This window comes from Streptomyces sp. NPDC002446 (assembly GCF_053595675.1).
On the sequence record NZ_JBSFYC010000048.1, the window covers coordinates 1 to 25,591 of the forward strand.

At 70.2% G+C, this 25,591-nt stretch carries 25 protein-coding genes; 11 read left to right on the forward strand and 14 right to left on the reverse strand.

All coding sequences use genetic code 11. The features are described 5' to 3' along the window. Positions 1-107 precede the first annotated feature (107 nt). Entirely contained in the window at positions 108-647 is a 540-nt protein-coding gene (locus ACWD6P_RS24670; protein WP_451446332.1) for an RNA polymerase sigma factor, read from the forward strand. Further along, entirely contained in the window at positions 640-1,386 is a 747-nt protein-coding gene (locus ACWD6P_RS24675; protein ID WP_451446333.1) for a hypothetical protein, read from the forward strand. The genes ACWD6P_RS24670 and ACWD6P_RS24675 overlap by 8 nt, the downstream gene beginning before the upstream one ends. A 36-nt stretch (positions 1,387-1,422) precedes the next feature. Here the strand turns inward: ACWD6P_RS24675 and ACWD6P_RS24680 are convergent, their stop codons facing one another. The 5 genes from ACWD6P_RS24680 to ACWD6P_RS24700 all read right to left on the reverse strand — a co-directional run bounded on the left by ACWD6P_RS24680 (position 1,423) and on the right by ACWD6P_RS24700 (position 8,314). After that, the gene (locus ACWD6P_RS24680) at positions 1,423-2,271 is read right to left on the reverse strand and encodes a serine/threonine-protein kinase (RefSeq protein ID WP_451446334.1); all 849 of its coding nucleotides are present in this window, start codon (positions 2,269-2,271) and stop codon (positions 1,423-1,425) included. Next, a complete protein-coding gene (locus tag ACWD6P_RS24685; RefSeq protein ID WP_451446335.1) occupies positions 2,268-4,130 on the reverse strand; it encodes an ABC transporter ATP-binding protein in 1,863 nt (620 codons plus the stop codon). Before ACWD6P_RS24685 ends, ACWD6P_RS24680 begins: the two co-directional genes overlap by 4 nt. 352 nt (positions 4,131-4,482) lie before the next feature. Next, on the reverse strand, positions 4,483-5,280 hold the full coding sequence (locus tag ACWD6P_RS24690; RefSeq protein ID WP_451446336.1) for an SDR family NAD(P)-dependent oxidoreductase: 798 nt from the start codon (positions 5,278-5,280) through the stop codon (positions 4,483-4,485). Positions 5,281-5,319: 39 nt separating this feature from the next. Continuing rightward, a complete protein-coding gene (locus ACWD6P_RS24695; protein ID WP_451446337.1) occupies positions 5,320-6,693 on the reverse strand; it encodes a cytochrome P450 in 1,374 nt (457 codons plus the stop codon). Between the two features lies 1 nt (position 6,694). Further along, positions 6,695-8,314, reverse strand: a complete 1,620-nt coding sequence (locus ACWD6P_RS24700) for a prenyltransferase/squalene oxidase repeat-containing protein (protein WP_451446338.1) — start codon at positions 8,312-8,314, stop codon at positions 6,695-6,697. 166 nt (positions 8,315-8,480) lie between these two features. Here ACWD6P_RS24700 and ACWD6P_RS24705 point away from each other — a divergent pair, with 166 nt between their 5' ends. From ACWD6P_RS24705 to ACWD6P_RS24715, 3 genes are all read left to right on the forward strand, one after another. After that, complete coding sequence (locus ACWD6P_RS24705) at positions 8,481-9,944, forward strand: DUF4334 domain-containing protein (RefSeq protein ID WP_451446339.1); 1,464 nt, start codon at positions 8,481-8,483, stop codon at positions 9,942-9,944. An 84-nt stretch (positions 9,945-10,028) separates the two neighbouring features. Beyond that, complete coding sequence (locus ACWD6P_RS24710) at positions 10,029-10,850, forward strand: class I SAM-dependent methyltransferase (RefSeq protein WP_451446340.1); 822 nt, start codon at positions 10,029-10,031, stop codon at positions 10,848-10,850. A gap of 338 nt (positions 10,851-11,188) precedes the next feature. Further along, on the forward strand, positions 11,189-11,965 hold the full coding sequence (locus ACWD6P_RS24715) for a GNAT family N-acetyltransferase (RefSeq protein WP_451446341.1): 777 nt from the start codon (positions 11,189-11,191) through the stop codon (positions 11,963-11,965). Positions 11,966-12,107: 142 nt separating this feature from the next. Here ACWD6P_RS24715 and ACWD6P_RS24720 read toward each other — a convergent pair whose 3' ends face one another. Both ACWD6P_RS24720 and ACWD6P_RS24725 read right to left on the reverse strand, forming a co-directional pair. Beyond that, positions 12,108-12,434 carry a plasmid stabilization protein gene (locus ACWD6P_RS24720; protein ID WP_451446342.1) on the reverse strand — a complete coding sequence of 109 codons (327 nt, stop codon included), beginning with the start codon at positions 12,432-12,434 and terminating at the stop codon, positions 12,108-12,110. Between the two features lie 140 nt (positions 12,435-12,574). Next, positions 12,575-13,183 carry a GDSL-type esterase/lipase family protein gene (locus tag ACWD6P_RS24725; protein WP_451446343.1) on the reverse strand — a complete coding sequence of 203 codons (609 nt, stop codon included), beginning with the start codon at positions 13,181-13,183 and terminating at the stop codon, positions 12,575-12,577. Positions 13,184-13,487: 304 nt separating this feature from the next. On the opposite strand from ACWD6P_RS24725, the gene ACWD6P_RS24730 reads away from it, so the two are divergent. After that, entirely contained in the window at positions 13,488-14,135 is a 648-nt protein-coding gene (locus ACWD6P_RS24730) for an endonuclease (RefSeq protein ID WP_451446344.1), read from the forward strand. A 57-nt stretch (positions 14,136-14,192) separates the two neighbouring features. On the opposite strand, the gene ACWD6P_RS24735 is transcribed toward ACWD6P_RS24730, so the two are convergent. The 4 genes from ACWD6P_RS24735 to ACWD6P_RS24750 form a co-directional block, all read right to left on the reverse strand. Further along, a complete protein-coding gene (locus tag ACWD6P_RS24735; RefSeq protein ID WP_451446345.1) occupies positions 14,193-15,011 on the reverse strand; it encodes an ABC transporter permease in 819 nt (272 codons plus the stop codon). Then, entirely contained in the window at positions 15,008-16,024 is a 1,017-nt protein-coding gene (locus ACWD6P_RS24740) for an ATP-binding cassette domain-containing protein (RefSeq protein ID WP_451446346.1), read from the reverse strand. The genes ACWD6P_RS24735 and ACWD6P_RS24740 overlap by 4 nt, the downstream gene beginning before the upstream one ends. A 273-nt stretch (positions 16,025-16,297) precedes the next feature. Then, positions 16,298-17,224: a non-homologous end-joining DNA ligase gene (ligD, locus tag ACWD6P_RS24745; RefSeq protein WP_451446347.1), complete on the reverse strand. Its 927-nt coding sequence runs from the start codon at positions 17,222-17,224 to the stop codon at positions 16,298-16,300. Positions 17,225-17,287: 63 nt separating this feature from the next. Further along, positions 17,288-18,385 (reverse strand): amidinotransferase, encoded by a 1,098-nt coding sequence (locus ACWD6P_RS24750; protein WP_451446348.1) that lies wholly within the window; start codon positions 18,383-18,385, stop codon positions 17,288-17,290. Positions 18,386-18,587: 202 nt separating this feature from the next. On the opposite strand from ACWD6P_RS24750, the gene ACWD6P_RS24755 reads away from it, so the two are divergent. Further along, positions 18,588-19,031 (forward strand): hypothetical protein, encoded by a 444-nt coding sequence (locus tag ACWD6P_RS24755; protein WP_451446349.1) that lies wholly within the window; start codon positions 18,588-18,590, stop codon positions 19,029-19,031. A gap of 351 nt (positions 19,032-19,382) precedes the next feature. Here the strand turns inward: ACWD6P_RS24755 and ku are convergent, their stop codons facing one another. Further along, positions 19,383-20,186, reverse strand: coding sequence for a non-homologous end joining protein Ku (gene ku / locus ACWD6P_RS24760; RefSeq protein WP_451446350.1), 804 nt, complete (start codon positions 20,184-20,186; stop codon positions 19,383-19,385). 193 nt (positions 20,187-20,379) lie between these two features. Further along, positions 20,380-20,724 (reverse strand): plasmid stabilization protein, encoded by a 345-nt coding sequence (locus ACWD6P_RS24765; RefSeq protein ID WP_451446351.1) that lies wholly within the window; start codon positions 20,722-20,724, stop codon positions 20,380-20,382. Positions 20,725-20,982: 258 nt separating this feature from the next. On the opposite strand from ACWD6P_RS24765, the gene ACWD6P_RS24770 reads away from it, so the two are divergent. Then, a complete protein-coding gene (locus tag ACWD6P_RS24770; RefSeq protein WP_451446352.1) occupies positions 20,983-21,210 on the forward strand; it encodes a DUF6458 family protein in 228 nt (75 codons plus the stop codon). An 80-nt stretch (positions 21,211-21,290) separates the two neighbouring features. Here the strand turns inward: ACWD6P_RS24770 and ACWD6P_RS24775 are convergent, their stop codons facing one another. Next, entirely contained in the window at positions 21,291-21,839 is a 549-nt protein-coding gene (locus tag ACWD6P_RS24775; protein ID WP_451446381.1) for a type 1 glutamine amidotransferase domain-containing protein, read from the reverse strand. A 491-nt stretch (positions 21,840-22,330) separates the two neighbouring features. Between ACWD6P_RS24775 and ACWD6P_RS24780 the strand changes: the two genes are divergently transcribed. From ACWD6P_RS24780 to ACWD6P_RS24790, 3 genes are all read left to right on the forward strand, one after another. Beyond that, the gene (locus ACWD6P_RS24780) at positions 22,331-23,152 is read left to right on the forward strand and encodes a Rieske 2Fe-2S domain-containing protein (protein ID WP_451446382.1); all 822 of its coding nucleotides are present in this window, start codon (positions 22,331-22,333) and stop codon (positions 23,150-23,152) included. 225 nt (positions 23,153-23,377) lie between these two features. Further along, complete coding sequence (locus ACWD6P_RS24785) at positions 23,378-24,028, forward strand: CatB-related O-acetyltransferase (RefSeq protein WP_451446383.1); 651 nt, start codon at positions 23,378-23,380, stop codon at positions 24,026-24,028. A gap of 355 nt (positions 24,029-24,383) precedes the next feature. Further along, a complete protein-coding gene (locus tag ACWD6P_RS24790; RefSeq protein ID WP_451446353.1) occupies positions 24,384-25,559 on the forward strand; it encodes a macrolide family glycosyltransferase in 1,176 nt (391 codons plus the stop codon). Positions 25,560-25,591 lie beyond the last annotated feature (32 nt).

Genomic DNA, 25,591 nt, shown 5'->3' on the forward strand with positions numbered 1-25,591 from the left:
GGCCACCACCCAGAACATCACGATCAGATCGAGCAGGGCGGTACGGCTCATGACGAAGTGCAGCCCGTCCACCGCGAGCAGGCCGCCAGCCAGGCCCGGACGAGGCCTTGCTGTCCGGACTCGCCACCGGCGACCCAGAACTCGCGGTGACCTTCGTACGGCGCTTCCAGCACACGGTCTTCGGTGTCGCCATCGCCGTCCTCGGCGATCCGCAGCTCGCCGAGGACATCGCCCAGCAGACGTTCGAGCGCGCCTGGCGGCACGCGCAGATCTATGACTCCCGCCGGGGATCGGTGGCGACCTGGCTGACGACCATTGCTCACAACCTCGCCATCGACGCCATGCGCTCGCGTCAGCCGCAGCCGGTGGCACCCGAAGATCTCGACGCGCTCCTCGGCGCGGTGACCGCGACACCGGAGCGGCTCGCACTCGCGGACGAGGCATCGTCCAGGCTGCGGGCCGCCGTGGCGCAACTCCCGCGCGAGCAGGGCCGTGCCGTGGTGATGGCGGGCATCTACGGAATGTCGGCGCGGCAGGTCGCCGACTGGGAGAAGATCCCGCTGGGCACGGCCAAGACGCGGATCAGGACGGCGATGGGGAAACTGCGGACCGCGCTCACGTCTCCGAATCGAGGCGACCATGTCTGAGGACGTGACCTGTCAGAAGCTGCGGGAGTTCGGCGCCGAGCTGGCACTGGGCGTGCTCCCGGGCCGGGAGCGGGCCGAGGCCGTCGCGCATCTGGACCGCTGCGCGGACTGCCGGGAGTACGTGGGGCAGCTGACCCTCGTCGGTGACGGCCTGGTCGGCCTGCTGCCGGGCCGCGAGCCGCCGGTGGGATTCGAGACCCGGGTGGCGCGGTCGCTGGCCCGCTCCGCAGCGGCGCAGGGTGCTCGCCGGCACCCGCGCGGGATCGGTCGCGCGCGGCGGGGATTCCGCGGGCGGGTACGACTGCGGGTCGCCTCCGCCGTTGCCGCCCTCGCGCTGGCCTGCGGGTTCGGCGGCTGGGCCGTCGGTACGGCCCTGGAGAACGCGGCCGCCCCGGCACGGCCCGTCGTGATGGGTGCGGGACTGCTGCACGGAGGTCTGACGGCGGCCGGTCCCGATCGGCAGCCGGTCGGTGAGATCTTCGCCCATACCGGATCACCTGCCTGGATGTACCTGTCCGTCGACCTCGACGACGCCGGGATCCCGTACAGCGGGAAGGTCACCTGCCTGCTGGAGCGCACGAACGGCACGACCGTGCGCGTCGGCACCTTCGCACTGCACGACGGCTACGGCTACTGGGGAGCCCCCCTTGCCGTGGATCCGTCCACGCTCTCGGGCGCTCGCCTGGTCGCCACCGACGGCACCGTCCTCGCCACCGCGCGCTTCGCCACGGCGCGGTAGCCCGGCCGCTGCTCGTCAGAGTCACGTCGTCAGAGGTCACGCGGGCGCCACATGGCGCTTCTGCCATGGCAGGACCGCGTCGAGGGCGGCGGCCAGTTCCCGGATCGCGGGCCGGGCGGCCGGATCGGGCCGCAGACAGCCGTCGATGGCCGCGGCGAGCTCCTGCGGCAGGCGCCGGCGCGAACCGATCGGCGGAGCGGTGGCCTTCAGCTGGGGATAGCCGTCGTCCCGGTCCGTCGCGAACGGCAGGTCACCGGCGGCGACCTCGTACAACGTGACACCGATGCCCCACACGTCGGCTGCGGCCGTCAGCGGACCCCCGCGCGCCTGCTCGGGAGCGAGATAGCAGAACGTGCCGATGCCCGCGGGAGCGCTGCCGGGCGGCCGGGCGACGCTGAGGTCGAGCACCTTGGCGTGGCCGCAGTCGACCACGACGTTCGACGGCTTGAGGTCGAGGTGCAGCAGGCCCTGGCGGTGGAGGTAGTGGATCGCGGAGCACAGGTGCACGCCGAGGAGGGCCACATCCACGGCGGCCGGCCGGCGTCGCAACCGGTGGATGAGGTGGGCCAGGGTCTCGCCGGTCAGCGTTTCCAGGACGACGAGCGGTTCGGGCGACTCGAAGGTCGCGTACGCACGGACCAGGTGGGGGTGGGTGAAGGACCGAAGCCAGCGGCCCTCGCGCAGCAGCCGGTCGGCCAGCCGTTCGTCATGGCGGCGGTCCGGGCGGACGGCCTTGAGCACGCACCGGCAGTCCCGTTCCTCGCTCCAGGCGTCGTACAGGTCGAGCCAGCCCGTGCGTGCCAGATGCGCCAGCACCTCGTAGCCCGGCGCGGGTTGTGTTCCGGGCGCCAGGGGCGGAGCGGGTGGCGCGGTGGCGCGGCTCATGACAGCACCTTCCCTTGGGGTGCGGAGTCGGCGGGCCGGAGGTCGGTCAGCGCGTTCAGGCGGTGCAGCCGGGCGTAGGTCCCGCCGCGTGCGAGCAGCTCGTCGTGTGTGCCGCGCTCGACGACGCGGCCGTGGTCGAGCACCACGATGCAGGTGGCGTCGCGGACGGTGAGCAGATTGTGCGAGATGACCAGGGTGGTCCGGCCGGCCATGAGCCGGCGCAGCGGGTCCATGATCCGCCTACCGGACGGGGCGTCCAGTCCGGTGGTCGGTTCGTCGAGCAGGAGGACCGGCGCGTCCCTGACCATCGCGCGGGCGATGGCGAGGCGCTGGCACTGCCCGCCGGACAGCGTGCGACCGCGCTGGCCCACCACGGTGTCGTAGCCCTCCGGAAGCAGCCGGACGAACTCGTCCGCATCGGCAGCGCGGGCCGCGGCGACGATCTCCGCCTCCGTCGCCTCCGGGCGGCCGTAAGCGATGTTCTCCCGCACGGTGCCGTGGAAGACCAGCGTCTCCTGCAGCACCACCGCGACGCTCTCCCGCACGTCGCGCAGCCGCACATCCGTCAGATCGGCCCCGTCGAGGCGGATCACGCCCCGGTCCGGGTCGTAGAAGCGCAGCTGCAGCTTTGCGACGGTGGACTTGCCGGCGCCGCTCGCCCCGACCAGCGCCAGCGTCCCGCCGGGGGCCACATGGAACGACACCCCGGACAGCGCCCACCGGGACGTGCCCGGGTAACGGAAGGAGACGCCGTCGAACTCCACATCGCCGCGGGCACGCCCGATCCGCCTGGCGGCGGCGGTCTCGACGACCTGGGGGCGCTGGTCGAGCAGTTCGATGATCCGCTCGGCGGAGGCCGCGGCCGAGTAGAACGTGTTGCTGAGGTGGGACAGCTCGCGGAGGGGACCGTAGAGCTTGCTGATCAGCGCGACGAAGACCAGCAAGCCGCCCAGTGTGAGCTGCCCCTGTGCCAGCTTCCACGTACCCAGCGCCATGACGGCCAGCACGCCGCTCACCTCGATGACCTCGACGATCGGCGCGTAGACGGCGCGGATCCGGGCCGATGTCATCGCCGCCCGGAACTTGCCCACGCTCTCCCGCTCGAACCGGCGCTGCTCCCAGCCCTGCCGGTTGTACGCCTGCACCAGGGCGGCGTTGCCGAGTGACTCCTCGGCGATCGCGCTGATCGAGCCGCTGCGGCGTCTGCGCTCCCGTGACGCGGCCTTGATCAGCCGGGAGAAGTGGCGGGCCGCGCTCCAGAACAGCGGGACGATGACGAGCGCGAGGAGGGTCAGGTCCCATCGCAGGTAGAAGAGGAGACCGAGGAACACGGCCACTTCGATCACGTAGTACAGGGCGTTCGCGACGCCCGAGAGGAGGAACGCCTCGACCGCGTCCACATCGCCCGTGACGCGCGACAGCACATCTCCCAGCCGCCGTCGTTCGAAGAAGCCGAGCGAGAGTCCCTGGACGTGCCGGAACACCTCCGCCCGCAGGGCCAGCAGGAATCGCTCGCTGACCCAGGTGGACAGCACGTCGTCGGCGAACCCCAGAACGCCGGAGCCGATGACGAGCAGCAGGTAGGCCGGCGCGATCCAGAGGAAGGGGCTCAGATCACGCGGGACGAGTACGTCGTCCACCACGACCTTGAAGAGCCAGATCTCGGCACCGTCGAGCACCGGCCCCACCAAGCTGAAGCAGAGGAGCGGCACCAGCCAACGCCGACCGCCGCGCGTATAGGGCCAGAAACGCCGGAAGACCTCGCGCAGGGACACGGGTGGCGCGGCGGGGACGACGGCGTCGGGGTCCTCCCCCACCGACAGCAGACGCCGTAGACCGTGCCTCGGGACCCGCGCCATGGCATGCATCCCTCAGAGAAGTTCGCCGGCCCGGCGGACCGGAGCGCCGGGCTCCGGCCCGCTCGACCGTCCTGTGCGGCTACCAACGACCATGGCTGCTGGTACGGCGACGGCGGCGACGACGCCGGCGGCGCTTGCCCCTCGTGTCGTCGCGGCTTGAGGTCGTGTCCTCCTTGTGGTGATCGTGTTTTGCGGGAATGAGATGACTCAGAATCGCCATGAGCTTCCCTCCTGGACCCACCCCCCATGGGGAGATACGTCTGGGAGGCTCCGCTGGATGGCGCTTGCGGAAAGTTTCTGCCGAGGTGCCCGTGCGGCCCGTCGCCGGGGCGCGGCCGGGTGCCGGTCGCGGCTACTTGGCCAGGTAACCGCCGTCGACCACATGGTCGCTGCCCGTCACGTACGAGGCGTCGTCGGACACCAGGAACGCGATGAGCGCGGCGACCTCGGCCGGCTGCGCGGTGCGCCGCAGGGGGACGGAGCCGAGGAGCCGGTCGGTGGCTCCGGGCGGCAGCGAGGTGACCAAGGGGGTGTCGACGATGCCCGGTGAGACCGACAGGACCCGGATGCCGTGGTCGGAGTACTCGCGGGCCGCGGTCCGGGTCAGGGCGAGGACCCCCTGTTTGGCGGCGGCGTAGGCGGCGTGACCGCGGAAGCCCGAATGCGCGGCTATGGAGGCGAGGTTGACGATGACGCCGCCCGTGGCGGCCATCGCGGGGAGCTGGCAGCGCATCGCGTGGAAGACGCCGTAGAGGTTCACCTTCATCACGGTGTCGAAGTCGGCGGGCGGGAGTTCGGCCAGTGGGCTGAGGGGGCCGTTGATTCCGGCGCTGTTGACCGCGATCCGCAGGCCGTCGCGCAAGGCCGCGGCTTCCGCGACGACCCGGCTGACGCTGTCCGGGTCGGTGATGTCGATCCGGCGGGGCAGGGCGGCACCGCCGGCTGCGGTGATCTGCCCGGCCACCCGGGCCGCACCGTCCTCGTCGAGGTCCGCGACCACCACCACAGCGCCCTCCGAGGCCAGCCGCCCGGCACACGCCGCGCCGATCCCGGAGGCGCCGCCGGTCACCAGCGCGACCCGGTCCCGCAGCCGGCCGGGGTGCGGGACCGGGTCGTCAGACGGCTGTGTGTGCGCCGGTGTGTTCGGCATCTGCGGCTCCTGGCGTGGGGACGGGGCGGGGGAAGAGGTTCAGGACGGGCGGGCATGCGCCGTGAGCGGCAGCCGGTCGGGGCGCAGGACGGTCCCCACCAGGGGCCGTACGGGGGCGGAGGCGGCCGGTGTCAGGCGTCGGTGGGCGGTGAACGCGGCCAGTGCCAGCGTCAGTTCGGTCCAGGCGAAGTCCTCGCCGATGCACAGCCGGCTGCCCGCCCCGAACGGCAGATAGGTGTGTCGTGGCGCCTTCGCGGCGGCCTCGCGCGGCCAGCGCTCGGGGTCGAAGCGCTCCGGGTCCTCGTACAGCTGCGGATCGCGGTGCAGCGCGTACGGGCTGAAGAACACCTCGGCGCCCGGGGAGAGCCGGATGCCGCCGAGGGTGACCGGCCGTACCGCGCGGCGCATCAGCAGCCACGACGGCGGGTGCAGACGCAGCGTCTCGGTCAGCACCTGTCGGGTGTAGACCAGCTTGGGAAGGTCCTGGAAGCCGGGGGGACGTCCGGCGAGGACGGTGTCGAGTTCGTCGTGGATCCGGCGCTGGACGTCGGGGCGGCGGGAGACCTCGTACAGCGCCCACGCCAACGAGGCGCTGACGGTGCCGGTGCCGGCCAGGAAGAGGGTGATCAGCTCGTCGGTCACTTCGGTGTCGGTCAGCGCGCCGTCCGGGCCGCCGGTGAGCAGCAGCATCGAGAGCAGATCGCCGCGGTCCCGGCCGTCGGCGCGGTATGTCCCGATGATCCGGTGCTGGACGGCCACCAGCCGCCGCAGCGGGCCGTCGTGCGGCGGCCGCCATCCCGGCAGCAGCGGGAGGCGTTCCGCCCAGGCGTGCAGCGGGGACAGGGCGAGCCGCATCGAGTGGTACTTGACGGACAGCCAGTCCTTGACGGCCCTGTTCAGGTCAGGGTCCCGGGGATCCGCGAAGAGGGTGCTGAGCAGGGTGTCGAGGGTCAGGCGGTGGATCTCCGGCACCAGGTCGCGAGTGGTACCGGGCTCCCAGGCGGCGGCCCGTGCCAGGGACCGTTCGGACATGATGCGGGCGTAGCCGGCGATCCGGTCGTGGTGGAAGGCAGGTTGCATCAGCCTGCGGTGGCGCAGATGGCGGTCGCCGGCAGCGGTGATCAGCCCGTCGCCCAGCGGTACGCGCAGGGCGTCGAACATCGCACCCTTGTCGAAGGCGCGGGCCTGAACGATCAGCAACTCCCGTACGACAGAACTGCAGTTGATGACATGGACCGGCCGCGGTCCGATGTAGATCCGGGTCACCGGTCCGTGGTGCCGCAGCCCGCTGACGAAGCGCAGCGCGTCACGCTGGAGCCGCGGGGCATGCCCGGCCAGCGGTACCCGGCCGGGGGCGACGGGGGCTTCGGCGGAGGCTTCCGTGGGTGCCTCGCGGGGGGCATCGGGCCGCATCTCACTCTTCCTTACGGGCCGGGGCGCCGCCGCCCGCAGCGTCGTCCAGGCGGCGCTGCCCGGCGAAGAGGCCGTCGACGGTGAACGCATGGGTGTGGGTGGGGAAGTGCGTGAGCAGCGGTCGCGGACCGTACATGAGCGGTACCCCGGGCCAGGTGCCGTCGGCGCGCTGGGCAGCGACGAGGTAGCCGAGCCCCTGCGCCCAGTGGTCCTCGTACTCCTCGCCGAGGAGGCCGCCTCGTTCCAGGGCCGCGAGCGCCAGGCCGGTGGCGGCCGGGGTGCTCGGGCCGCCCGGCTCGACGGGCCAGCCACCGTCGGGGTTACGGGTTTCGGCCAGCGTCCGGGCGGCGGGATGGCCGCCCGTGTGCAGGGCCGCCGCGCCGAGGGCGGGCAGGACCTCGGCGGTGGCGTACGGCAGGCCCCGGTACCACCCGGCGTGCCAGCGCCCCTGCTCGCCGAGGCGTTCGCCGAGCCAGCCACGCGCCGCGGTCAGCTGCACACCATGGCGGCCGGAGTGGCGGTCCAGTGCGGTGACGACATGGGCGATCACGTCGTCCACCGGCGGGTCCCCGGCGGACTGCCAGGTCCGCCAGAGCCCGTCGGCCGTCTGCTGCCGGGCCAGGTGATGCAGCCCGGCCCGGATCGCTCTGCCGGGCGCGCCGCTTGCGCCGTTCACGCCGCCCAGCGCGATCAGGGCGGCCGCGGTGGTGTCGTTGTCGGACTCGACGCCCAAGCGGTACGGCCAGCCGCCGTCCGGATTCTGCGCCGCGACCAGGAACGCGACGGCGGCCGGCAGCCCGTGGCCGTCGAAGGCCGGCGCGCCGTGGAAGGCGCGCACGGTCAGTGCGGTGTCCCAGACGTCGCTGGTGGCGAAGCGCCAGGTGCCGTCGGGGAGTTGGCCGGTGAGGAGGTACTCCGCGCAGCGGCGGGTGGCGGGTGCGCCGGGGGCGGCGGCCTGGAGCGCGAGCGCCGCGAGAGCGGTGGTGACCGGATTGCCGAAGAAGTCGCCCGACGGGGATTGCTGGTCGGCGATCGTCCGGGCGGCCTGCCGGGCGGATATCTGGTCGCCGAAGTGGGATTCCACCAGGGCGTGCGCGGACCACAGTTCCACCCGGGTCCAGCGCTTGAGCCGCCCCGGGGCCGCGACGGCGGTGGCCAGCTCGGCGCGCAGGGCGTCGGGGCCGGTCCCGCCACGGGTCGGCCGGCCGGTGTGCAGGGCGATGGCCTGGAGGAGCCGGGCGCGGGCCGACAGCGCCCGGTCCGCGAAGGAGGGGTGGCTCAGGTCGATGGGGCCGCCGCTGTCCAGGGCCAGGGACAGCAGCGCGGTCTCCATGGCACGGGCCACCGGATGGTGGTCCTGCGGGGCGGCGCCGTTGGTGAGCCACGCCCGGCCCCGCTCGGCGGCTCGGCCGGCGCCGGGGTGCGGTGAGCGTGCCAGGGCCAGGGTGCACAGTGCGGTCTCGGTGACACGAGGGGCGGGGGTGGCGAGCCATGAGCCGTTGTCGCGCTGGGTGGAGAGGGCATGCCGGGTGGCGAGGGCGAGCGCACGCTGCACACGTCGTGCGAGCGCGCTCGATAAGTGCGCGTCCGGTACGGCGGGTAACGCACGTCCTGTTGACATCTGGCCTCGGTTTCTCCTGGTCCGCTGGTTCGACGTGGGTGGTTCCGCTGGTTCGACGTGGGTGGTTTTGCTGGTTCGACGTGGGTGGTTCCGCTGGTTCGGAGTGCGCGTGCGATGCGTGGCCGATCGGCGTGGATCACCCTTGACGCACACGTAGCCTGACGGCGTGGACACTTCGTTACCGACCGGCCACCCTCCCTCGGAGATCGTCTTCGTAGCGGACACATGCTCCGCCGCATTGCAGAACATGCCGCGGCTGGAGATCTGGCTCAAAGAGCTCGGGCTGCCCGTCGACACCGCGCTCGTTCCCCTGATGTGCCTCCAGACGGCGTTCATCACCCCCTGGCTGCCCTCGGAGAGCTGCTACCAGATCTCCCGGCTCATGGTCTGGCTGATGGCGATCGACAACATCCTCGACGCGCCGGAGGCGTGGGACACCCCGGATGCACCGGACCCCGCCTGCCCGGACGGGACCCCCGCCCGCGTACGGGCCTGGCACCGGGTACTCGCGGGGCACGAGAGCAGCAGCGACGACCCGATGGCGCGCGCTCTGTCGCAGATCGCCGACGCCCTGCAGCGCGACGGCCGGACCGAACTCCTCGCCGTCTGGCGGGAAAGCATGCACCAGACGCTCATCGGCATGCGGCGCGAACACGAGGCGGCCCGAACAGCGGCCGCCGGCGGCGGTACGCCCCACCTCGCGGACTATCTGCGCCACGGCGCCTGGACCATCGGCGTCGAACAGCAGGTCACCGCCCTGTGGGCGCTCATCGACGAGCCGGATCTGCCCCAGCGCCTTCCCCTGCTGCTGGCCGCGCTGCGCCAGGCTGCGATCGCGATCCGCCTGCTCAACGATCTACGCGGCCACCAGCGGGAACAGGCCGAGGGGAAGGCCGACGCGCTCGCCATCGGCCTGAGCGAGCAGGAGGCGTACGGGCGCGCCGAGGCGGCACTCGCGCAGTGCCGGCGTGCCCTGGCTCCGCTCACCGCGGCCGGGTACGGTTCCGCGGTGGCACTGGAGCGGGTGGTTCTCTGGCACGCGCGGATGTACCACCGATTCGACCCCGTACGGCCCGGCGGACCGGCCACCCCTCCCCTGCCGGGCGGACCGGGCAGCACCGCGCACACCCGGCAAGCGCAGGAAATCCAGGAAGTCCAGGAAAGCCAGGAAAGCCAGGAAATCCAGAGCGTTCTGGAGGTCATCGCGTCCGGAGGGGAATACGACAACAAGCAGCTGGCGAAGCTCTTCGACCGGCTGGAACCGGTCAACTCCGCGCTCCTCATCGGCACCTGGCAGGGTGGCGGGTTCGAGCACACCAGCGAGAACGCCGCACTGCTGGCCTCGATGCGGTGGTACGGCAAGCGGTTCGTCGATGCCGATCACGTGGAGCCGCTGCTGTGCCGTGACGAGGGCGGGACGGTCTTCTCGTACGAGGAGATGGGCCTCGCCACATTGCGCGAGGTCGTCCACCGCGGCCGGCAGTCCACGGCGATGGTCTATGACCAGCTGCCCGTCATCGACCACTTCCGCCGGCTCACCGACGACGTCCTGCTGGGCGTGATGGACAAGAAGGGCGCCCCCGCGGACTTCTACTTCCACCTCACCCGCGTGTCCACGCCGATGTCGTAGGGCCTGTCCGATGGGTCAGGCGGCGAGCCGACGCCCCTGTCGCCACGCCAGGCGCGCCCCGACCCTCGCGCCCATACTGGAGTGGTGCGGCATGGCGATGCCGGGCGCTACGGCGAGGACGCCTTCCGCCCGGAGGAGACCGGCGAGGCCGACCGCATCGATCTGGGCGCGCTCGCCTATGACGAGGTGAGCACCGCACGGCTGGCGGCACTCGGCGTCGGCCCCGGCTGGCACTGCCTGGACGTCGGGGCCGGGACCGGCACGGTGGCACGGTGGCTGCTGGAGTCCGCGGGTGTCAGCTCCGTCCTCGCCGTGGACCGTGATACCCGGTTCCTCCCCGCCGACGGCCCGCCGGGGCTGGTCGCCCAGACCGCCGACATCACCGCACCGGACTTCGACCCCGGCCGCTTCCACCTCGTCCACGCCCGTTTCGTGTTGATGCATCTGCGCTCCTGGCGCCGCATGATCGCCAGGCTCGGTGCGCTGCTCGTCCCCGGTGGTGTGCTGGTGCTCAGCGACGCCGTCGATCTGACCACCGCCTCCGCACCGGCCACCCCGTACACCGCCGTCATGCGCGCGATGTGGCAGGCGCTACGGCAGACCATCGGCACAGACATCTCCTGGGTACCGGACTACCCGCACTTCCTCCTGGAGGACGGCCTGTCCTCGGTGGCCGCCGAAATCCACGTCCCGCCACTGCTCCCCGGCAGCCCGATCAGCCGCTTCTGGGCCGACACCTGGGAACGCACCCGGGACGCCATCCTCGCGACGGGCCAGGTCGACGAACCCCAGCTCGAACGGGCCCGGCACGCCCTGTCCTCCCCGGATTCCGCCGCGCTCTCCCCCGGCATGCTGACCACCTGGGGCTGGAAGCCACCGCACTCCGTCGGCGTCCGACACACGTGACCGACCGCGAGCAGCAGTAGCAGAAGCGGCAGCGGCAGCGGCAGCGGCAGCGGCAGCGGCAGCGGCAGCGGAGGAGCATCGACATCGCGTCATCAGGGGTGTGTAAAGAGGCACACGGATCTCTTGAAGCCGTTGGGGGCACGGCATTTGACTACATCCGGCGCCCTTTTCCTGTGTATCGGCTACGTCCCGATGTATCGGTACGTAGCCGCCATCCCCCCTGCGAGGCCCACCCGGCGTACCCGTCCGTCTCCACCGCACCGTCACACGCAACACGCAGACCGGCGGGGCCCGCCCGCCAGAAGCACCCTGTCTGTCACCGTCACAAGGAACAACCCGTGATCGAACTCAGCCCCGACCAACTCCCCTCCCCCTCCCGCTGGTTCGCGGACGGCCCTCCCGGGGCGGCGGCGCTTGCCGAACACGCGCTGGTCTCGGGCGCCGGCCACTGGTGGGCCGACCGCGCCCTCGCCCCCCGCACCCTGGCGGTGGCCTGCGCCGATCACCTGCTGCTCCGCGGCGAACCAACCGCCCTGGCCCCGCTCTCACTCGCCGCCTTCGCCACGCACTACGTCCAGGCCCCCGCCCGCTTCCTGCCCCTGCTGGGCAACGCCTTCGACCTGCTCGTGCCGTGGGAGCGCATGACGTACGTCCACCGCGTCCCGGTCTCACCTGCACGCCCGCCCCGAGGTGTGACGGTGCGTCGACTGAAGGCCGAGGACGCCCCCGCGCTGGCCGCGCTGGATACAGACATGGCGTGGATCCACGCCAGTTGGGGCGGCCCGGCCGGCCTCGCCGCCTCCGGGCACGGCTGGGCGGCCTTCCGGAAGGACCGCGTCCTCGCCGTGGCCTGTACGTACTTCCGGGGCAGCGCATACGAGGACATCGCCTGCGTGACCGTCCCCGAACACCGCCGCCAGCGCCTGGGCCTGTCCTGCGTCACCGCCCTGTGCCAGGACATCGCCGGCCGGGGCCACGCCCCGACCTGGACCTGCTCCCGCGACAACCGCCCCAGCCGGCTCCTCGCCTGGACCGCCGGTTTCCGCCTGGAGCACGAGTACGTTCACTACTTCACCGGCCAACCGGCCCGCCCCGTTGCCGCTCTCACCGCCTGAACGTCACACGACAGCGGCAACGGCGGCATCGGCAGCGGCAGCGGCAGCGACGAGTGGCCTACCCCGCCCCCGTAGTTGAACTTGAAACCTAGTTGTCGTGCTGCGTATATGCCCGATGATCACGGGCTGCGTTGTACTCAGCTCAGCGCCCGAGGGCATTCCGGAGCTGCTGCTTGCTCATGTTGGAGCGCCCCTCGATGTTCTTCTTCTTGGCCTCCTCATAGAGCTGGTCCTTGGTGGGGCCCTGGGATCCACTGTGGGAACGTTCGCCGCCGCGTTGCGAGGCGGACTTCGAATCGCGGATGGAGACCTTGCTGGCGGTCTTCGACTCGCCGGAGCGGGCGCGTTCCTTGTTCACGGTCCGGGCGGCGATCTCCTTCGCCCGCTTCGTGGACTCGCCCCGCTGTTCGGCGCTCTCCTTGATGTGCTCGTACTGGCGCTCGCGCTTCTTGCTCGAACCTGCAGGCATGCCGACTCCTCGTGCGGTGCGGTTGTCATCGGGCCGACGCGCGGTGATCGGCCGCCGGCCACGCCTCCATTCCACTCCCTACGGCAGCCGCGCGCGAGGCAGGAGAGCTGCTCGGACGTCGTCAGCCGCGGGCATGCCCGTCATGGGCGCGGCTCGGTGATCCATTCGTGCCACCGGCCGGTGAGGACGAGGTCGGCCAGCCTCTGGTAGCCGCCACCGCCCGGGTGGGCGCCGTCGCCGGCCAGGGCTTCCCGGATCCAGACGGGGTCGTCGGCCAGGGCCAGGGTCGTACCGATGAAAGGGATGTGCCGTGATCGGCAGAGGGCGGTCATCTCGTCGGCGAGTTCTGTGGTCCGTCGCAGGTGCTGCTCGCCTGCGTCGATGACCGGCGGGGGGCCTACGACCAGTGAGGCGATCGCCCGGCGCCGGGCCTCCTCCAGGATCGAGGCCAGGTTGTCCAGGCAGCGGGCCGGGTCGACGCGGACCGCGCCGTTCTCCCGGATGGCGTCGTTGCTGCCGAAGGAGACGACGAGCCGGTTGTCGGCACCAGGCAGGGTTCGGGGCAGGACCTCCTGCCAGCAGCGACGCAGGACGTCCTCGGAAGTGTTGCGCCTGATGCCGAGGTTGAAGGCGGTGAGGTCGCCGGCGGTGGCCGCGAGCACCCGGCCGACCCACCCTCGGTGTTCTGGGTCGCCGATTCCCTGGACGAACGAGTCGCCGATGAAGCAGATGCGCATGTCCCCGGTCACCTGGCCACCCTATGGGCGGGCCGCCTGGTGCTGGCAGATCCCGGTGCTGCTCTGCCGGGGCTGTTCTGCCGGGCCTGGGTCCTCCGCGGGGCCCGGTTACTCTGCGGGGCCCAGTTGCTCCGCGGGCCCAGTTGCTCCGCGGGCCCAGTTGCTCCGCGGGCCCAGTTGCTCCGCGGGGATGATGAAAGTGGTCTCGGCGGGCTGGTTGCGGCGAGTGCGCTCCGGCGTGCGGATAGCTTCGCCGGCGTGGCTCGTCTCGCGCCGCGAGCCCCCTGAGGAAGGTGAGTGTGCGAGTGAGTGCGTCATGAGCAAGAAGGACGAGGCCGTGGTGCGGGCACTGCTCGACCGGCACGGTCAGACCTACGCGGCCCAGGCGGGCATCAGGCTGCGGAACACCCCCGCGCCGCTGTACCAGCTCGTCGTCCTGTCGTTGCTGCTGTCCGCGCGTATCCGGGCGGACACCGCGGTGGCGGCGGCCCGTGCGCTGTTCGCCGCCGGGATGCGCGATGCCCGACGGATGTCGGAGGCCACCTGGCAGCAGCGCGTAGACGCCCTCGGCGAGGGTGGCTACCGCCGCTACGACGAGCGGACCGCCACCCAACTCGGTGACGGAGCCGAACTGCTGCTGGAGCGCTACGAGGGCGATCTGCGTCGACTGCGCGAGGGTCGCGAGGGTACGGACCCGAAGAGCCTGCTACGCGAGATCCCCGGCATCGGCCCCACCGGGGTGGACATCTTCCTCCGGGAGGTCCAGGGCGTGTGGCCGGAGTTCTCCCCTCACCTGGACCGCAAGGCGCTGGACGGGGCAGAACGGATCGGGCTGCCGACCTCCCCCAAGAGACTCGCATCCCTCGTGGACGAGGCCGAGCTGCCTCAGCTGGCCGCGGGACTCGTCCGCACCGCCCTCGACAAACGGGTGGCCGAAGAGGTGCGCTCCACGGCGACGGCCTGAAGGAGCGCACCCCGAGTGCGGCACATCCAGGCCGCCCGTCCGCCTCGTCCGCCTCTCTTACGTCAACTTGCGGTAGGCCCGGAATGCCCGTGTGGCCAGGAGGCCCATCACGAGGACGGCCACCGCGAGCAGTCCCAGATGGATCCAGACCGCGCCCCAGTCGGGGTGGGCGAGTGTCGCCTGCCGCGCCGCGACGACCGCCCATTCCACGGGGTTGTATCCGGCGACGCGCCCGACCCAGCTCGGAGCGAGGTGCAGGTCCATCACGGCAGAGCTCAGGAACATCAGCGGCAGCGTGGTGAACTGGGAAATGGCGATCAGTGTGGCTTGCTGCCGGGTCAGCAGTGCGACGGCGTTGGACAGCGCCGAGAAGATCAGTGTCAGCAGCACCGCGGCGAGGACCGTGTCACCGATGCCTGGGACGCCGCCGGGGAAGCGGGCTCCGGCGATCAGCGCGATGACGACGATGATCACGCTTTGGATGACTGTCTGGATCGCCTGGTAGGCCATGGTCGCGCACATCATGGCGCCTCGGCTGGCAGGCGAGGTGAGCAGCCGGTCCATCACGCCGCGGTCGATGTCCTGCAGATAGGTCGTCCCGGCCCAGGCGCTCGCGAACAGCGCGGTCATCATCACCACGCCCGGCGTGAGGAACTGCAGGAAACCGCCGCTGCCGTGCGCGAACCCGGGCAGGTTCACGACCGCGCGGAAGAGCTGCCCGAACAACAGCAGCCAGATCACCGGCTGCACGAGCCCGATGACGAGGAAGGTGGGCATCCGCCACAGCGTGCGCAGCAGGCGGCCGGTGAGGAACGCGGAGTGGGTGATCACGGTCAGCGGAGGCGTGCCGACGCGCTCCATGGGTGCTGTGGTCACTTCGCCGCCTCCAGGGCCTTCGGGTCCTCGTCGCCGGCCGCCTCAAGGCTGTGGCCGGTGTGCCGGAGGTAGACGTCGTCGAGCGAAGGGCGGGCAAGCGTCGCGGACGTCACGGCGATGCCGGCTTCTTCGAGTGCGGCCAGGACGGGCGGCAAGGCACGCGCGCCGTCGTCGGTGCGGCCGCGGACCGTGCATCCGTCCATGGTGATCTCGCGTAGCTCTGGGACGCGTTGCAGCACCTCGGGTGCTCTGCCGTCGGACCGGGCGAGCTCGACCTGCACCGCGTCGCCGCGCAGGTCGCTCTTGAGTTCCTCCGGTGTGCCTTCGGCGACGACGGTGCCGTGGTCGACGATCGCGAGCCGGTCGGCGAGGTGGTCGGCCTCGTCCAGGTAGTGGGTGGTGAGCAGCACCGTCATCTGCTCGTCCCCGGCCATCCTGGCGATCTCGTGCCACATCTCGCTCCGGGCCTGGGGGTCCAGACCCGTGGTCGGCTCGTCGAGAAACAGCACCTGCGGGCGGTGCATCAGCCCGAGCGCGACGTCCAATTTGCGCGCCATGCCACCGGAGTACGTGTTGACCGGCCGGTTGGCGGCGTCGGTCAGACCGAACCTGCCGATGAGCTCCCGCGTCCGCGCCCTGGCGTCACGACGGGACATCCCGTGGATGCGGCCCGCGAGCAGGAGGTTCTCGGTCGCGGTCGCCATCGGGTCCGTGCCGGGCTTCTGGGCCACGTATCCGATCGCCCGGCGCACCCGGTCCGGCCTCGCCGCAACGTCGATGCCCGCGACCCGTGCGGATCCCGAGTCGGCGACCGACAGCGTGGAGAGGATCTTCACCGTGGTCGACTTGCCCGCCCCGTTCGGACCGAGCAGTCCGAAGACGGTCCCCTTCGCCGCGCAGAAGCTCAGCCCCTGCAACGCTGTGACCGGGGGTTTGTTCCTGCCTGCTGAATAGGTCTTGACCAGATCGACGGCTTCCAGAGCCGCTTCTGCACGTCGAACAACCACACCCATCGCCACACACCCTTGTCAGATCCTGGTGTGACTCCCACCTTCCTGGTGTCACCGGACACAAGGAGGCTGAATGGCGAGGGCGGAACCCTACGGTGAGATGTCGCAGCAGACGTTAACAGACGTGTAGGCAGTCGCCAACGAGCCCCCGCACACCGGGAATCCTGTGCCCCGAAGGTCCAGGATCACCGCCGTCTCACCGCCGTCTCACCGCCGTCTCACCGCCGTTTCGCAGTTCTCAGGAGGCGTCTAGGCGTCTAGGTGTCTTCCTGGGCCCTAGGCGTCTTCCTGGGCGAGGGCGTCGAGGCGGCGTCGGGCCGGTCCCAGGGAGCGCCTGCAGTGGCTGAGCCCCGTCCAGGGGTCGCCATGCGTCGACAGCCGGTCGGCGAGGGTGCGCAGGGTCCAGTGCCGCGGGCCGATCCGCGGATCGTCGAGTTCGCCCCAGTCGAGCGGGGTGGCCACCGGGGCGTGGGGCCGGGCCCGGACGGCGTAGGGGGCCACCGAGGTCTGGGCGTAGGCGTTGCGCAAGGTGTCCAAGTAGAGCCTGCCGCGGCGCTTGTTCTTGCGCGCCTCGGTCGTCAGCCGGTCGGGGTGCCGGCCGGCCAGCAGATCGGCCACCTGCCGGGCGAAGGCACGCGTGGTGTCGAAGTCGGTGCGCCGGTCCAACAGCAGGACGATGTGCAGACCACGCGAGCCCGTCGTCATCACCGCGGGCCGCAGCCCCAGTTCCGTGGTGAGGAGGTCGCCCAGCTTCCGGGCGGTCCACCGCACGAGCTCGAAGTCCTCACCCGGTGGGTCGAGGTCGAACACCAGCCGGTCCGGGCAGTCGAGCCGGTCGACGCGGCTGAGCCACGGGTGCGGGGTGATGCAGGCCTGGTTGGCGAGGTAGGCGAGCGTGGCGGCGTCATCGCACACGGCCATGGTGACGGTCCCGTCCTCCTTGGCGATCTCCTCCCGGTGGATCCAGTCCGGGAAGTAGTCGGGGACGTCCTTGTGGAAGAACGACTTCCCGCCGTACCCGTCGGGGTGGCGCTCCATGGCCAGCGGCCGGCCCCTCAGATGGGTCAGCATGGGGCGGGAGACGGTGCGGTAGAAATCGATCAGTTCGGCCTTGGTGATCCCGTCGTCCGGGAAGAGTTCCTTGTCCGGCCGGGAGATCGCGATGGTCCGGCTCCCGACACGGATGCTGTCCTTCGCACTCACGGTTTCTTTCTCCTGGTCTCAGTTTCCTACGCACCGTCTCGCCTTCGATCGTTAGGCGGCCCATCAAGGGAAATACGACTCAAGCGTTCCGCGACGCCGGATATCGAGTGTCGCGCAGTGGAATGAGCCACCGAACGGCGCGTAATGCAGCAGGTCGCACGGGATCGGCTCGAAGCCCCATTTTTCGAGCGCGCGCAGCATGTTGGTGTGATGCCGCTCCGCGATCACCCGTCTTTCGTCGATCATGAGAATGTTCATGCTGAGCCACTTGCCGCACATCGAGGCGACCTTGAGCAGGCGCTCGTCGATCGGATCGGGCTCTGGGGCGATCAGGATGTCCCATGAGCTCAGGACGTCAGGCAGGCGGTCGACGTCGATGTATTCGGGATTGACCAGCGCCTTTCCGGGCGCTAGCAGGACGAACGTCGTATCGATGTGCATGGGCCTGCGGCAGCGGCTCTCGATCTCGTGGATGCGATAGCCGGGTCCGAGGTGGCGGCGCAACCAGTCGATTCCCATGCGATTGGTGACATTGCTCCGCGTGACGAACAGATCGCGTCCCGCGCGCACAAAATCCGCCGCATCGAACACCGGCTCGAACTCGGTGAGGAGGTAGCGCATGGGCTCGTCGGCCTCGGGGACGCGGAAATCCGCCTCGAACAGTGCGTCAGTGAGCTGCGGCTTCGGTGCCGCCGTCCAGCGCGCGCCGCGCCGGAAGTAGTCCTTGAGGATCGGGCGATAGGAGTGCGTCTCGAAGTATCGGCACGGCCATGCCATCGGGGTCTCGATGATCTCGTCGCCGATCACGAGCATGCTGTCACGCGGGCAGGTATTGCAGAAACCGCGCGACGACCAGTCGGGAGTGCCGAAGCGTTTCCCGTGGTCGACCGCCTCCGGACGTCTGACCGTGATGCCGAGGGATTCCAGGACGGTGATGAACTGATCGAGCTCCCGCTGCGCCGGCTCGATCAGCACGCGCGGATACTTGAAGCCGGCGGCAATCCCCTGCAACCGCGCCGCCCATGGCGGGATATTGCACCTCACGGTCGGATGGTTGGAGGGAATCGTCGCGCCATCGAGACGCCCGACGATGATCTCCTCCAGCGGGTCCCACTCATTGTGGGAATTGACCGGCGAAACCAGGGGTTCCGATGCCTCCATGGTCTGCCTGCCCTTCCGGTTGCTGGTACCAGCCGGTCATCGGCGTGCAGAGCAACGGGTTCCCGACTGCGCCCGGCAGCTAACGCCGCGGCGTCCGGAATTGAGCCGGATGCGAAGTCCGGCGGGACCATCAGCATGTTGTTTCACGGGACAAGGCGAGCCGAAGACCACGATCCGGGGCAGGTCGGGTTAGAAAGTCCGCGTGCACGACAGCGACGAATCGGCCGCCTGTGAACCCGATCCCGGACTGTGCGATCTGTGCGGCCTGCCCATCCCTCCCAGCACGCAGATCTTCTCCCTGGTGCAGGACTCTTCCGTAACTCATCCGTACGATCCGGAGCAGGACGGCCAGCGGCTTCTGGCGGCCTGTGGCCCCGAACACCTCAGTGAACTCCAGCAGCGGTACCGGCAACGGCCGTATGTGAAAGAAGAGCTCTGGGCCGGAAAGATCGCCCGTGCCCTGCGCGCGCATCCCGAAGGCCTCGACGAAGAAGGAATCGTCCAGGCGACCGGCCTGAACTTCATCCAGATCGAACGCACTCTGTCGTGGGAGAGCGAACGCTTCCTGCTTCAGCAGACACAGCCGGAGGATCACGACGGTCCCGGAGATGACGCCAGCAGCAGCGGCGCCGACGACGCAGGCTGACCCGGGGCCTGTTTGCGTACCGCGTACCGCCAGCTCCGCCGGAGGTCAGTCAGTCCCGCGGGCCGTGAGCACGCCTTTCGCCCTGCATCTTGATCTTCTCTATCGCTTGCCTCGCCTTCCGCTTCGCCATCTCGGTGAACCTCGTCGGGCTATCCCTCCCGCCTCCCCGCTCACGATCCGCCGATTGCGGTTCTCGGACACGGTCAGGCGGAGTCGGCGGAGTCGGTGGCCCGGCAATGGGAGGCGGATTGTTCGGCTTCTGACGTTCCTCCGGAGTTTCGGATCCAGGCATCTCGGTAGGCATCTCAGCCTCCTCGTTCCCGTTCGTACATCAGGCGGAGAGCGTCTTCATCATGCGGAGAGCGCCTTGATGAGGTCGGCGCGGCTCATCGACGAGCGGCCCCGGACATCTGCCTCGGTGGCGAGTTGATAAAGCTCCGCCTTGCTGCACCGATCCAGCTCGGCGCGCTTGGCCCGGCCCGTGCCGTGACCCCTGCCGTTGTTCTTGCTCACACTCTTGCTCTTGCCGTGGCTCTTGGGCCTTCCTTTCGTTCTCTCAAGGCTGGCATGGAGAGCGTCCATCAGCTCACGGTCGGTGATCTTCGGCTTGCCCGGCAGATCGGCCACTTCCTCGTGCGGGTCCCGGACCTCGTCCGCCCAGTGCAGGGTGTGCAGCGTGAGGATGTCGTCTTCGGCCTTGACCGCGACCAGGTACGCGCGGTTGCGCATGACGAAAGTGGCGATGCCGGCCTTGCCCGACCGGTCGAGGGCCTTGCGCAGCAGCGCGTACACCTTGGCGTACTCCTTGCCCTGCGGGCCCAGATAGTAGGTCCGGTCGAAGAAGATCGGCTCGACGTCGGCCAGCTCGACGAAGCCACTGATCTCCAGCGCCCTGGACCGGACCGGGGCGATGTCGTCCAGCTCCTCCGGCTCGACCAGGACGTACTCCTCGCCCACGTCGTAGCCCTTGACGATGTCCTCGGCCGCGACCTCCTCGCCGGTGCGTTCATTGACCCGCTGATTGCGGATCCGGTCGGCGGTGCCGCGCTGGATCTGGTGGAAGTGGATCGTGTGGCTGTCGGTCGCCGTATACATCTTGATAGGCAGGGTGACCAGCCCGAACGTCAGCGAACCACGCCACACCGGACGGGCCATGAGTCCTACCTCCCACACCGGACGCGCCAGCCGGGGCCGTGCCTCCCACGGCTCCCGCCGCCCCTTCCATGGCACGTCCGTCAGGGGGTGATCGCATCCCAGTGCCGCCGCGCCGGGCGTGCTGCGCCCGACGTGCGCTGTTCATGGTCCCTTCCACACTGTGCGCACGTCCCGGTGCGCGGGCCGGCCATCGTCAGCGGCCGACCGCCCTACGCAGCTCGTCCTTGTTCATGGTGGAGCGGCCCTCGATGTTCTTCCTCTTGGCTTCCTCGTAGAGCTGGTCCCTGGTCGGCTCCTGCGGGCCGCGACGGGACCGTTCCCCGCCTCGATGGGGCGCGGACTTCGTCTCCTGCGTGGAAGGCCTGCCGGCGGCCTTGGCCCCGCCCTCGCGGGCGCGCTGCTGGTCGACGGCCCTCGCGTTGTTGACGGCCCTCGCGGCGATCTCTTCGGCACGCCTCTCGGAGACGCCGTGTTCCAGCGCGTTCTCCTTGATGTGCTCGTACTGCCGCTCGCGCTTCCTACTGGCTCCTGCAGGCATGACGACGTCCTTTGGTGCGGCTGCTACCGGCTCATCCGGTCTGCAGCCGTTGCAGCCGGATCGGCTTCCGTACCAGTCCACGCCAGAAGCGCACCGGCTGCCAGGCGAACAGCGCCGCCCGGGGCTGCCGCGAGCCGCACGCGGCTCAGTTGCCCGTTCAACCATGTGCCCTGGAGACCGACGACATAGGGTGCCCGCCCTCGGGTACGCGAATCCTCAACAGGACTTACTGCCACATCACTTACGGAGGCTGACACCATGGGAATCGGCGGGTGCATCGGTCTGCTCGCGGTGGGGGCGATCCTCACCTTCGCGGTGGACTGGCACATGGCCGGAGTCAACGTCGACCTCGTGGGCGTCATCCTGATGATCGTCGGCATCATCGGTATCGCCGCCTACGTGAGCATCCTCAAGCGGCGTCGCACCCAGCCGCCTGCGCCAGGCGCCCCGGTCGTCGACGTCGAAGACAACCGCTACTACAGGTAGCGCCTGAGCGCCAGAGCTCGTTGCGTGCCCGAATGCATCGCGGCCGGTCGTCCGCACGTTCCCGCGGGCGAGCGGACCGGTCATGCCGGCTTTCCGGCCCGGGCGAATTCCGCGATGAACGTGGCGCAGAATGCCTTCAGGTCGCCTGGCCTGCGGCTGGTGATCAATGTGTTGTTGCCCGCCGTACAGACCTTGACCTGCTCGTCCACCCAGTTGCCGCCGGCATTGCGGATATCGGTCTGCAGACTGGGATAGGACGTCAGGGTGCGTCCCCGTACGACATCGGCCTCGACGAGCGTCCACGGCGCATGGCAGATGGCCGCCACCGGCCTGCCCCGGTCGAAGAAGCCCTTAACGAACGCCACCGCTTTGCGGTCCATGCGCAGGGCATCGGGGTTGGCGACACCGCCGGGCAGGACCAGGCCGCCGTAGTCCGCAACGCGCGCCGTGTCCACCGTCGTGTCCACCGGGAAGGTGTCGGCCTTGTCCAGATGGTGGAACGCCTGGATCCGACCGGACCGGGTGGACACCAGGTGGGGAACGTCTCCCGAGTCCAGCACCGCCTGCCAGGCATCGGTCAGTTCGACCTGCTCCACACCTGCGGGTGCGACCAAGAACGCGATCTGCATAAGGCGTCGTTCCTTTCTCCTGTGTGTGTCACGGACGGTCACGCTCACGGTCGCAGTCACGGCCACAGTCACGGTCACAGTCACGGTCACGGTCACGGTCACGGTCACGGTCACGCAACAAGACGGATTCCCGACGTTCCTGGCCGCTCATACGCGTTCCCCCGCGATTACGTCGGATGCCTCCCGCAGATCGCGCGCGAACAGCGACCAGGTGGCAGGCTTTGACGGGGCGTGCGACGGTCTTGCTCGTCGTGGCGGGCGTACAGCCCCGCTCGGCGTGGCGAGTGAACACGCGTGAACACGCGATCCTGGCGAAGGACGCCGGGAGGACGAAGGTCCATGGGTGGGGAGGCGGCGACAGGAGGACGACCATGCGAGTGACGGCCCGACCGGACGGAAGTGCTCCGTTCGTTCCGAGTGCGCACCAGCTGAAGGGTGCCGTCGCCCGTGCCGGGGATACGTTCCTGGCCTCCGTCGATGCGCTCGGCCGTATGCAGAAGCTGGATGTCCTGATCACCCCTGTGCAGCGCGTGGTGCGAGGGCTGCCCCTGGGGCGCGCGCGTGATGTGCTCCATGGGCTGCCCATCGGGCATCCGCTCCACCCGGTGCTGGTGCAGGTGCCGATCGGCGCATGGCTGTCCTCCGCGGTGCTGGACGTCGTGCCCGGTACTCGCCGCAGTGCCCGCCTGCTGATCGGAGTGGGCGTCCTCGCTGCGGCTCCCGCCGCGCTGGCCGGCTGGGTGGACTGGGCCGAGCAGCACGAGGACCAGATGCGCACCGGGCTGGTGCACGCGGCGTCGATCGCTGTGGCCATCGGCCTGTATTCGGGGTCGTGGGTGCAGCGCGGGCGCGGCCGTACGTTGCTGGGCAAGGCCCTCGGCATGGCAGGTCTGTGCGCGGCCGGTGTCGGCGGGATGCTCGGCGGTCACCTCGCCTTCCGGCAGGCCGCGGGCCCCAACAAGGCGGAGCCCGTGCCACACCTGCTGGAGGACGAGTGGCAGGCCGTGGGAAGCGTGCCGGACTTCCCGGTGGGTGAGGCGGTGCGTCGGCAGCTGGGCGAGGTGCCGTTGCTCGTCGTCCGCCAGGCGGACGGAGAGATCCATGTGCTCGCCGATCGGTGCAGTCATCAGTCCGGTCCCCTGTCGGGCGGGAAGATCACCGACGGTTGCGTGGAGTGCCCCTGGCACGGCAGCGTCTTCAGACTCGCGGACGGCGCGAACGTCCGTGGCCCGGCGACGGCTCCGCAGCCCGTCTTCCAGGTGCGCATGGACGAGACGGGAACCGTCCAGGTCCGGCTGCCGGGGGCCGGCTGAGACCGGCTCGGCAGGTCTCGGTTCCGAAAGACCTCCGCAGCCCTCGCCAGCAGTAACTGCCCTAACTGCGCCCAACCCTGCCCCTAACTTCCCCTAACTTCCCCTGAACGCACGGCGTTCGGTGTGCGTTCTCGCAGGTGGTACATCGGTGTTCCGGTTCGTCTCAACACTGTGATCATGGAACGGACACGTACACGGACACCGAACCTCAAGGAGCCGCTCACCATGCCCGTACCTGCCGACCCGACACTTCTCCATCCGATGCCCGAGCAGCCCCGGGTGGTACTGCTCAGGCCGCTGGTGAAGTCCCCGCTGATCGAAGTCGGGGAGTACTCCTACTACGACGACCCCGACGACCCCACGGCGTTCGAAACGCGCAATGTGCTCTACCACTACGGGCCGGAGAAGCTGGTCATCGGCAGGTTCTGCGCCCTGGGCACGGGGGTGCGGTTCATCATGAACGGCGCCAACCACCGGATGGACGGCCCCTCGACCTTCCCGTTCCCCACCATGGGCGGCTCGTGGGCCGAGCACCTCGACCTGCTCACCGGCCTGCCGAACCGCGGGGACACCGTCGTCGGCAACGACGTCTGGTTCGGCTACGGCGCGACGGTGATGCCCGGCGTACGGATCGGACACGGCGCGATCATCAGCTCGGGCGCCGTGGTGACCTCGGACGTGCCGGACTACGGCATCGTCGGCGGCAATCCGGCCCGGCTCATCCGCACCCGCTACAGCGACGAGGACGTCGCCCGCCTGCTGGCGGTGGCCTGGTGGGACTGGCCCCCGGAGCACATCACCGAGCATGTGCGGACGATCATGTCGGGCAGCATCGCCGACCTGGAGGCGGCCGCCCCGGACAACCAGCGCGCGTGACACGGGCTTCGGGTCGTCCCGTGCGCCCGGCTCGGCGCCGCCGCCGGACACCCTCCGCACGGAGGTCGTCGTAATTGCCGTGCACCGCGGCCCGGCGGCGGGCTAGAGTCCAGGGCATGTACCTCTATCAGATCTACGGCTGACGCGGCCGGGGCCTCGCCCCCGCCTCCGTCTCGCACATCCGGGTGACGCCCCGCAGGCAGGACTTTCCTCTCGCAGCGGCAGGCGCACGGTTTTGCTGTAACTCACTGCGATTTGCCGTGGGTTGCCGCGTCTTGCTGCGCTGCGCCTTGCTGTGGGCCCTGCTGTGCCTTGCTGCGCCCTTTCGCCATAGATCTGAAATGAGTGATCTTCCATGTCCCGTCGCCGTGCCCATATTGCAATGGTCGGCATCCCCGCCGTCAGCCATGTCCTGCCCAGCCTGGCCATCATCCGCGAGCTGGTGGCCCGCGGTCATCGGGTGACCTACGCCAACGACCCGGCGGTCAGCGACCTGATCGCGACCACCGGCGCCGAACTGGTCCCCTGCACCTCCGTGCTGCCGGTCGCCGACAACGACTGGCCCGACGACCCCATCGCCGCGATGGACCTCTTCCTCGACGACGCCGTGCAGGCCCTCCCGCAGCTGCGCGCCGCCTACGACCACGACCGCGCGGACCTCTACCTGTACGACATCGGTGCCTACGCCGCGCGCGCCCTCGCCGAGACGCAGGGCCGCCCCCTGCTGCAGCTGTCCCCGACCTTCGTGGCCTGGGAGAGCTATGGCCAGGACGCGGCAGCACACCTGTGGCAGCTGCCGGGTGCGGACGCCTACCGGGCGAAGTTCGCTCAGTGGCTCGTCAACTGCGGGGCGTCCACCACCGACGTGGACGCCTTCTCCGGCCGCCCCTCACGGGCCCTGGCCCTGATCCCCCGGGCGATGCAGCCGCACGTCGACCAGGTCGACACCGACACCGTGACGTTTGTCGGCGCCTGTCGCGGCCCGCGCGGGGACGAGAACGGCTGGACACGTCCCGCCGACGCCGAGAACGTCCTTCTCATCTCCCTCGGCTCGGCGTACACCTGCCGGCCGGAGTTCTACCGCAACTGCCTGGCGGCCTTCGGCGACCTGCCCGGCTGGCACGTCGTGCTCCAGATCGGGAAGTACACCGACCCGCGGGAGCTGGGCGCCATTCCGCCCAACGTCGAAGTGCATTCCTGGGTGCCCCAGCCGGCGATCCTGGAACAGGCCGACGCCTTCGTCACCCATGCCGGCATGGGCGGCTGCGGCGAAGGGCTGCTGGCCGGCGTTCCGATGATCGCGGTTCCGCAAGGCGCCGAACAGTTCCTCAACGCCGACCGTCTCGTAGAGCTGGGCGTGGCCCGCCGCATCGACACCCCCGACGCCACGGCCGAGACCCTGCGGACCGCGCTGAGCGAACTCGTCGCCGACGCGGAGATCACCCGCCGCTCGGCGCTCCTCCGGGCCGACGCCCGAGCCGAGGGCGGCACCACACAGGCGGCCGACCTCATCGAGCACATGCTGAGCTGATACCCCACCACCGCAGAGCAGGGGTGGCGAAG